The organism is Amycolatopsis kentuckyensis (genome assembly GCF_002155975.1).
GTDB lineage: Bacteria > Actinomycetota > Actinomycetes > Mycobacteriales > Pseudonocardiaceae > Amycolatopsis > Amycolatopsis kentuckyensis.
In genome coordinates this window covers 1-8475 of record NZ_MUMI01000070.1, presented here as the reverse complement: position 1 = coordinate 8475, position 8475 = coordinate 1, and the positions used below count along the sequence as shown (strand labels likewise).

The window sequence follows — 8475 nt, the reverse complement described above, 5'->3', positions numbered from 1 at the left end:
GCGGACCTCGGGCGTCGGCGCGTTCTGGTGGACCATCGCGGAGTTCTGCGCCAAGGACCTGCTGCCCTACGTCTTCGCCGACGCCGAGGACGAGCGCAACCAGTACACGATGGTCATCCACCAGGTCGCGAACCGCCTGCGCCTCGACAGCACCCCGGCGGGCAAGGACGGCGCCGCGAACGTCGACGGCGTCCTGTGCCGCACCTACGCCGAGCTCGTCGACGTCATCTGCGAGCGCGTCACCGACGAGGAAACCCGCGCGAGCTGGGCGGGTGCGGTCACCGGCGCGGGCACGGTCAACGCCTTCATCCGCCGCCTGCGCTCGAGCCAGCGCGCCCTCTCCGGCCTCATCCGCGGCGACCTCGCCGACCACCCCGCGCGCTCGTTGTCCACGGAGAACCAGCAGGTGACCGTGGTGGACATCCACAACCTCGTCGAGCGCGCGCAGCGGTTCGTCGTCGGCGTGACGCTGGCGGCCGAGACCGCGCGCAAGGAGGCGGCCGGCCCCGGCGGGCTGCTGTTCACCATGCTGGACGAGCTGAACAAGTACGCGCCGCGGGAAGGCAGCAGCCCGATCAAGGAGGTGCTGCTCGACATCGCCGAACGCGGCCGCTCCCTGGGTGTCATCCTGATCGGCGCGCAGCAGACGGCCAGCGAGGTCGAGCGCCGGATCGTCAGCAACAGCTCGGTCCGCATCGTCGGCCGCCTCGACGCCGCCGAGGCATCGCGGCCCGAGTACGGCTTCCTCCCGGCCAGCCAGCGCGTCCGCGCCACGCTCGCCACGCCGGGCACGATGTTCGTGAGCCAGCCGGAGATCCCGGTTCCGATCGCCGTCGGCTTCCCGTTCCCCGCCTGGGCCACGCGGCTTTCCGAGGCCGGGACGATCCCGACGACCACGGCAGGGTCGTCCACGTCGAAGAAGAGCGATCCCTTCGCCGGCCTCCCTTCGCGCGGCAGCGACCCCTTCGGTGACGACCCGCCGCCGTTCTGAGCCGCACCCGCCCACCACCCGAACGGAAGGACGAAGTGTGAAGTTCCTGCACACCTCCGACTGGCACATCGGCAAGACGCTCAAGGGGCGCAACCGCCTCGACGAGCAGCGGGCCGTGCTCGGCGAGATCGTCCGGATCGCGCGGGACGAGGCGTTCGACGCGATCCTCGTCGCGGGTGACCTGTACGAGACGTCGGCGCCGTCGGCGGCCGCGCAGGAACTCGTGGTGCGGGCGCTGATGGCGCTGCGCGAAACCGGTGCCGAGGTGCTCGCCATCGCCGGGAACCACGACCACGCCGCCACGTTCGAGGCGTACCGGCCGCTGCTCAAGGCCGCGGGCATCCAGCTCACCGGCGATCCGCGCCCGGTCCACGACGGCGGCGTCTTCTCGTTCGACGCGCGTTCGACGGGCGAGCGCGTCAACGTCGCCGTGCTGCCCTTCCTTTCCCAGCGCTACGCGGTCCGCGCCGCGGAGCTGCTCGCCGGGACCCCGGCCGACAACGTCGGCGAGTACGACCAGCGCGTGCGCGACATCCTGGAGCACCTCAAGACCGGGTTCACCCCCGGGGCGGTGAACCTCGTCATGGCGCACCTGACGGTGACCGGCGGGACGATGGGCGGCGGGGAACGCGCGGCGCAGTCCATCTTCGAGTACCACGTGCCCGCCACGGCGTTCGGCGCCGATCCGCACTACGTGGCGCTGGGCCACCTGCACCGGCGCCAGTCGCTGCCCGCCGCGTGCCCGGTGCACTACAGCGGTTCGCCGTTCGCCGTCGACTTCGGCGAGCAGGACAACACCAGCGTCGTGCTGTCGGTGGAGGTGAGTCCTGCCACGCCGGCGAAGATCACCGACATCCCGCTGACCACGGGGCGGAAGCTGCGCACGGTCCACGGCACGGTGGCGGAGCTGATCGGCCGGGCCGCGGAGTTCGGCGAGGACTACCTCCGCGTCTACCTCCGTGAAGCGACCAGGGCCGGGCTGCGCGAGGAGATCCAGGAAGCCCTGCCGAACGCCCTGGAAATCCGCATCGACCCGGAGTTCGCCGCGCCGGTGACGACGTCGAACGGCGACCGGGCGGTCGCGGACCGTTCGCCGGGGGAGCTGTTCGCGAGCTACTGCGCGGAACGCACGGTCGAGGACAAGCGCGTGCAGGCGCTCTTCGCGCGGCTGCACGACGAAGAGACGAGCGGGGTGTGACATGCGGCCAGTGCTGCTGGAGATGACCGGCTTCGCGTCCTTCCGCGAGAAGACCGAAGTCGGCTTCGAAGACACCGATTACTTCGCGCTCGTCGGGCCGACCGGCGCGGGCAAGAGCACGGTCATCGACGCGCTCACCTTCGCGTTGTACGGCTCCGTCGCCCGCTGGGACCACGAAGGCCTCGTCGCGCCCGCGCTCGCGCCGACGGTCAACCGCGCCACCGTGCGGCTGGTCTTCGACGCCGGCGGCGCGCGCTACCACGTGGTGCGGGAAGTCCGGCGCAGCGGCGGCAAGAAACCCACGGTCAGCGTCAAGAACGTCCGCCTGGAACGGCTGATCGACCCGACCGCGCTCGGCGGGCCGGAAGACGACGCCGACCCCGTCGCCGCGGACTCCGAGGTGACCCCGGCGGTCGAACGCCTGCTCGGGCTGACGTTCAAGCACTTCTGCACCTGCGTGGCGCTGCCCCAGGGCGATTTCGCGGAGTTCCTGCACGCGAAAGCCGCCGACCGGCAGAAGATCCTGATCAAGCTGCTGGGCCTGGAGGTCTACGAGCGGATCGGCCGCCGGGCCGGCGTGACGGCGGAGCAGCAGAAGCAGCGCGCCGCCGTCCTCACCGAACAGCTCGGCAGCTACGCCGACGCCACCGAGGAAGCCGTCGCCGAGCTGGCCGCGCGGAGGACGGCCCTGGAAGAGCTGGACGCCCGCGTCAACGCGGCCTTGCCCGGGTTGCACGACGCCACCCGTACGCACGACGAAGCCCGCCAGCGCGTCGTCGCGCTCACGGGCGAGCTGAAGGTCCTCGACGCGGTCGAACGCCCGGAGGGCGTCGAAGACCTCGAAACCCGGCGTCGGGACGCGGCGGACGCGGTGACGACGACCCGGACCGCCTTGGAGACGGCCGAAACGGCGGACGAAACCGCCCGGGCCGCCCTCGCCGCGGCGCCCGCGCGCGGTGAACTGGAACGGATCCGGTCCGACCGCACCGAGCTCGAAGCGACCGAGAAGGCGCTCCCGCGGCTGGAAGAAGCCGCGAAAACGGCGAAGCAGGCCAAGGAAGCAGCCGCCACGGCCGCGAGCGAAGCGGTGTCCGTCCTCGACACGGCGCGGGAGAACCGGGACAAGCTGGCCCGGGCGGCGGAGGACGCCGCCGCCGAAGCCGCCCGCGCCCGCCAGTTCCGGGATCGGCTCGCCGGCCTGCGGCCGCCGGCGGATCTCGGGGACCTGTCGGCGGAATCGGCGCGGGTGGCGAAGCGCACGGCGGCCGCCGACGCGCGCCTGCAGGCCGCCGAGGCCGCCGACGGCGAAGCACGCCGGGCCCTGGAAGCGCAGCCCGACGTGGCTCCGCTCGCGGCCGCCCGGTCCGACGCCCGCACGCTCTACACGATCTGCGACGCGCAGCGCAAAGCCGCGCCGGAGCAGACCGCCCGCCGGGCCGAGCTCGAAACGGCGCGCGCGGCCCTCGCGGCCGCCGACACCGAGCTCACCGCGGCGAAGACCGCGCTGGCGGAAGCCGAGCGGACCGGGCAGGCGCTGGTGCTGCGGGCCGGGCTCGCCGTCGGGCACCCGTGCCCGGTGTGCGAGCAGGAGGTCGCCACGCTGCCGGACGCCGGTGGGCACGCCCACCTGGCCGAGGCCCGCGAACGCGTCGACCACGCCGAACGCGGCCGCGCGGCGGCCGAATCGGGTGTGCGCAAGCTGGAACGGGCCGTGGACCGCGACGCCGACTCGGCCGCGTCGGCGGCCGCGCAGGCGGAAGAACTGCGCGCGGTGCTGGCGGAAGTGGCCGGCCCGCCCGCGTCCGCGGTGCTGCGGCGGCCGGTCGAGGCCGCTTTCTCCGAGCAGGACTACGCGGAGCTCGTCACCGCCGTCCGCGAACGCGGCGAGTGGCTCTCCACGACGATCGAGGGCCGCGCCCGCGTCGCCGAAGCCGCGCGCGCCGCCGACGCGGAACTGGCCGCGGCCCGGGCCGAACGCGCGGCGGCGCAGCAAGACGCCGACGTCGTGGCGAAGTCGTTCACGGCGGCACGCGAGGCGTTGCGGGCAGCGCGCGATCCCCTGGTGGAGCTGGGAGCGCCCGCCCTCGACGGCGACGACGTCCCGGCGGGGTGGCAGCGGCTCACCACCTGGGCGGCGGCCGCGCTGGAAGAACGGCGCACCGCGCTGGCGGCCCTGGAAGCGGCCGCCGAAGCCGCGGGCAAGGAAGCCGTCGTCGCGGCGGAGGTGTTCCGGACCGCCGAGCGGGACGCCGAGCAGCGGCGCACCCGGGCGGTCGACACGGGGCTGGCCGAGCAGTCGGCGAGCACCGAACTGGCGACCGCCCGGCGGCGGCAGGGAGAACTGGCCGCGGCACTCGAAGGCGCACCGTCCGCCGGCGTGGTCGCCGAGCAGCTCGCCCACGTCACGGAACTCGAGCAGGCCGCGAAGACGGCGGACGCCGCGTTGCGGGCGGCCCGCGCGGCCGCGAAACAAGCCCTCGACCACCAGGCGGGCATCGCGAAGCAGGTCGACGCGGAACGGCAGAAGCTGTCCCGGGCGCGCGATCCGCTGGTCGGCCTCGGCGCCCCGCCGATCGACGGCGAGAGCCTCCTCGAAGCCTGGACCGCGCTCACGGATTGGGCCGCCGGCCAGGCGAACGACCACCGCGAGCTGCTGGCCGTCGCGATGACCGCCGAGGGCGAGGCCGCCGAAGCGTTGCAGGCGGCCGAACGCGCGGTCGCCGACGACGTCACCGCGCTCGGGGTCGCCGTGCCCGAGGGGCCGGTGCGCGACCGCGTCCCGGTCGCCGTCGCGGCCGCCCGGGCCCGCGCCGAAGCCGACCACACCGACCTGAAGCGGCGGGTGGCCCGGGTGGCGGGGCTGCACGAGGACATCGCGGCCGCGGAGTCCGAGGCCCAGGTCGCGCGGCTGCTCGCGGATCTGCTGCGCTCGGACAAGTTCCCGCGCTGGCTGATCGCCGGGGCGCTCGACACGCTGGTCGCCGAGGCGTCGGCGTCGCTGCTGGAACTGTCCGGCGGCCAGTTCGAACTGACCCACGACAAGGGCGACTTCCTGGTGGTGGACCACAACGAGGCCGACGCCCGGCGCCCGGTCAAGACGCTGTCCGGCGGCGAGACGTTCCAGGCGTCGCTCGCCCTGGCGCTCGCGTTGTCTTCGCAGCTGGGGGCCATGGCGGCGGAGGGCGCGACCCGGCTGGAATCGATCTTCCTCGACGAGGGCTTCGGGACGCTGGACGAGGCCACTCTCGACGTCGTGGCGTCCACTTTGGAGAACCTCGCCGCGTCCGGTTCCCGGATGGTCGGGGTGATCACGCACGTGCCGGCGCTCGCCGAGCGCGTCCCGGTGCGGTTCCTGGTCACCCGGGACGGCACCGGCTCGCACATCGCCAGGGAGGGCGCATGACCGCGGTCGCCGGGATGAACTTCAGCATCGACGCCTGGGACCCGGGCTACGGCAGCTCGATGGAGGCCGAGGAGCTCGGCCGCTCCCAGGCCGAGGTCGAACTCGACGTCGAGGTCCCGGAGGCCGAGTGGGCGCCGATCGACCCGTCGCCGGTGTCACCGCCGGAGGCCGTGCTGTTCGTCGACGGCGTCCGGCGGATCGACGCGCGCGTCTGGATCGACGACCCGGCCGGCACGAACTCGGCGTCCATCGGCATCTGCGCGTCCTACGCGGCGGGGGTCGTGTGCTGCTGCGAGGGACAGGCGCACGTCGTCGGCACCGACGTCCGGCGGGGGTTGTTCACCGTCGCCCCGCAGGCGGACGACATCGCCACCCCGGCCGGGATCTACACGGCGCACCGCGCGGCGGCCAAGGAGGACAAGCCGCTGCCGGTGGTGCTGTCGTCGGCGTTGCAGGAGCAGCTGGCCGAAACCGAGCTGGAGACGGCGATCCGGGCGCGCACGGCGATCGACGGCCACGTGCGGGGTGACCTGCTGGTCGTGGACGGGCCGCTGAGGGGCCGCGCGCACCTCGACCGGGCCGTCGGGTTCATCAAGAGCCACCAGACGACGTACCTGCCCGGCGAGCTCAACGCGCTGGTGGGCAGTCTCGGTCCGCACCAGCGCACCCCGGTCTTCCTGATGGGCACGACGTGGGTCCGGCACTCGTGGTACCTGCGGCTGCCCTCGGTGGGCGGGCCGCCGTGGTCCGGGGTGGTCCGGGTGGAGGCGGCGCCGCACCTCGGCCGCGAACAGGTCGCCGAGCTGGCGAACGTCACCCAGTCGGTGCTGGGCCGGTTCGCGTCGGTCGCCTACAAGGACTCGCGCGCGCCGCAGAACCTCTACCCGATCGCCGGGCTGGAGCGCGACCTGCGCCACCGCCTCGGCGACCAGCAGTTCGTCTACCGGGCGCTGCGGCTGGCCGCGGCCCGCTGAGGGCCCCGGGGCGGCGGCTGGGGAACACGCCGCCCCGGGGTGTCCGGTGTGGAGGGTCAGCTCAGCGAGCCGTCCCCGGTCTGCGGCGCCCCGGCCGGCTTGACCGCGACCTGCGGTTTCGCGGGCTTCGGCGCCTTCGACGACGCCGGCGGCTTCGGCTTGGTGGTGGGCGGCTTGGGCTTGGGCTTCGTCGTCGTGTCCGGCGGCGGGGTGCCCAGGATCGTGAACGTGAGGGTCGGCGACCGGCCCTCCGAGCACGGGTAGGACGCGGTGTACTTGCCAGGCCGGTTGATCGCCGTCGTGCTGCCGCCCATGTGACCCCAGTTGCCCATGCCGACCATCTTGATCGGGGCGGTGAAGCCCGCCGAGGTGACCGGTCCGGTCGGTGTGCACGCCGAGTGGCCCAGCCCCGTGTAGACGTCCGCGTCGATCCGGCCACCCGGCTCGACCTTCGAGGTCAGGATCCACCCGCCTTCGTCGGCCGCACTCGCCGGAGCGGCCAGCGCGAGCGTCGCCGCGCTCGCGGCCATTAGGCCGATCAGGGTTTTCTTGAACATGGCGCAATCCCCTCTTCTCGTGCTCCCTGCACGCCTGAGCCGGGGAAAAGGTTGAGTCCACTCTTCGTTCAAGTACATGAACGTAAATCGAGTCTATGTTTCCTTGTCACGTATGGGTTAGCTTGGCCGCCGTGGGTCCCGTCCGCCCGGCGAGGGAGACTTCGATGCGCACCGGCCCGTTCGTTCTCGCCGTGGTCCTGGCGTTGTCGCTGACGACGCCGGCGGCCGCGCAAGCGCAACCCTGGCGCGACGCCCGGCAGTCACCCGACCGCCGGGCCGCCGAGCTCGTCGCGGCGATGACCCTCGACGAGAAGATCTCCCAGCTGCACCTGCAGCCCGACGCCGAGCACCAGCGGTTCGTGCCGCCGATCCCGCGGCTGGGCGTGCCGGGCTTCCGGATCGCCAACGGCCCGGCGGGCATGGGCCCGGCCGACGACAAGCCGCAGAAACCGGCGACCGCGCTGCCGGCCACCATGGCGCTGGCGTCGACGTTCGACCCCGGTCTCGCCCGCCGGTACGGGCGGCTGATCGGCAGCGAAACCCGCGCGCTCGCGCACCACGTCTCCGAGGCGCCCGACATCAACATCGCCCGCGTCCCGCGCAACGGCCGGACGTTCGAAGGCATGGGGGAGGACCCGTTCCTGGTCGGCGCGCTGGCCGCCGCCGACATCCGCGGGATCCAGGAGAACGGCACCATCGCCGAGGTCAAGCACTACGCGGCCAACAACCAGGAGACCCAGCGCTTCAGCATCGACGAGCACATCGACGAGCGCACCCTCAACGAGATCTACCTGCCGCACTTCGAACAGGCCGTCACCGAGGGCCGCGCGGGCTCGGTGATGTGCGCCTTCCCCAAGATCAACGGCGTGTTCATGTGCGAGAACCCGGAGCTGCTGCAGGGCAGGCTGCGCGACGACTGGGGGTTCACCGGGTTCGTCCAGTCGGACTGGGGTGCCGCGCACAGCACCGTCGGCTCGGCGAACGCCGGGATGAACCTGGAAATGATCGACGGCACCTGGTACGGCGACAAGCTGAAGCAGGCCGTGCTGGCCGGGCAGGTGACCGAACGGCGGGTCGACGAGCTGCTGCTGCCGCGGTTCCGCACGATGTTCGCCTTCGGGCAGTTCGACCACCCGCCGGTGCTTTCGCCGTTGCCGACGGCTCGGCACGACGCCGCCGCGAAGGAGTTCGCCGAACGCGGCATGGTGCTGCTGCGCAACGAACACGCGCAGCTCCCGCTCGACGCGGGCGTGCGGTCGATCGCGCTGATCGGGCCGTTCGCGACCAAGGCCAAGACCGGCGGCGGCGGCAGCTCGGCCGTCATCCCGACGTCCACAGTGGACCCGCTGCCG

6 protein-coding genes are annotated in these 8475 nt (G+C 73.1%); 5 read left to right on the top strand and 1 reads right to left on the bottom strand.

Features of this window, described 5'->3' with window-relative positions:
• From CCN39_RS07475 to CCN39_RS07460, 4 genes are all read left to right on the top strand, one after another.
• A partial coding sequence (locus tag CCN39_RS07475) for an ATP-binding protein (RefSeq protein WP_143263977.1) occupies positions 1-991 on the top strand: 991 nt, incomplete at its 5' end.
• A gap of 37 nt (positions 992-1028) precedes the next feature.
• A complete protein-coding gene (locus CCN39_RS07470; protein WP_086839691.1) occupies positions 1029-2189 on the top strand; it encodes an exonuclease SbcCD subunit D in 1161 nt (386 codons plus the stop codon).
• A gap of 1 nt (position 2190) precedes the next feature.
• Positions 2191-5592, top strand: a complete 3402-nt coding sequence (locus CCN39_RS07465; RefSeq protein ID WP_167455003.1) for an AAA family ATPase — start codon at positions 2191-2193, stop codon at positions 5590-5592.
• On the top strand, positions 5589-6566 hold the full coding sequence (locus CCN39_RS07460) for a hypothetical protein (protein WP_086839689.1): 978 nt from the start codon (positions 5589-5591) through the stop codon (positions 6564-6566). The genes CCN39_RS07465 and CCN39_RS07460 overlap by 4 nt, the downstream gene beginning before the upstream one ends.
• Before the next feature lie 56 nt (positions 6567-6622).
• On the opposite strand, the gene CCN39_RS07455 is transcribed toward CCN39_RS07460, so the two are convergent.
• Positions 6623-7123 (bottom strand): hypothetical protein, encoded by a 501-nt coding sequence (locus tag CCN39_RS07455; protein ID WP_086839687.1) that lies wholly within the window; start codon positions 7121-7123, stop codon positions 6623-6625.
• A gap of 164 nt (positions 7124-7287) precedes the next feature.
• On the opposite strand from CCN39_RS07455, the gene CCN39_RS07450 reads away from it, so the two are divergent.
• A partial coding sequence (locus tag CCN39_RS07450) for a glycoside hydrolase family 3 protein (protein ID WP_143263976.1) occupies positions 7288-8475 on the top strand: 1188 nt, incomplete at its 3' end.

Excerpts from the sequence above, each read along its gene's own strand:
- CCN39_RS07460 (WP_086839689.1), top strand. The coding sequence starts at position 5,589 with ATGACCGCGGTCGCCGGGATGAACTTCAGCATCGACGCCTGGGACCCG.
- CCN39_RS07465 (WP_167455003.1), top strand. The coding sequence starts at position 2,191 with ATGCGGCCAGTGCTGCTGGAGATGACCGGCTTCGCGTCCTTCCGCGAG.
- CCN39_RS07455 (WP_086839687.1), bottom strand. The coding sequence starts at position 7,123 with ATGTTCAAGAAAACCCTGATCGGCCTAATGGCCGCGAGCGCGGCGACG.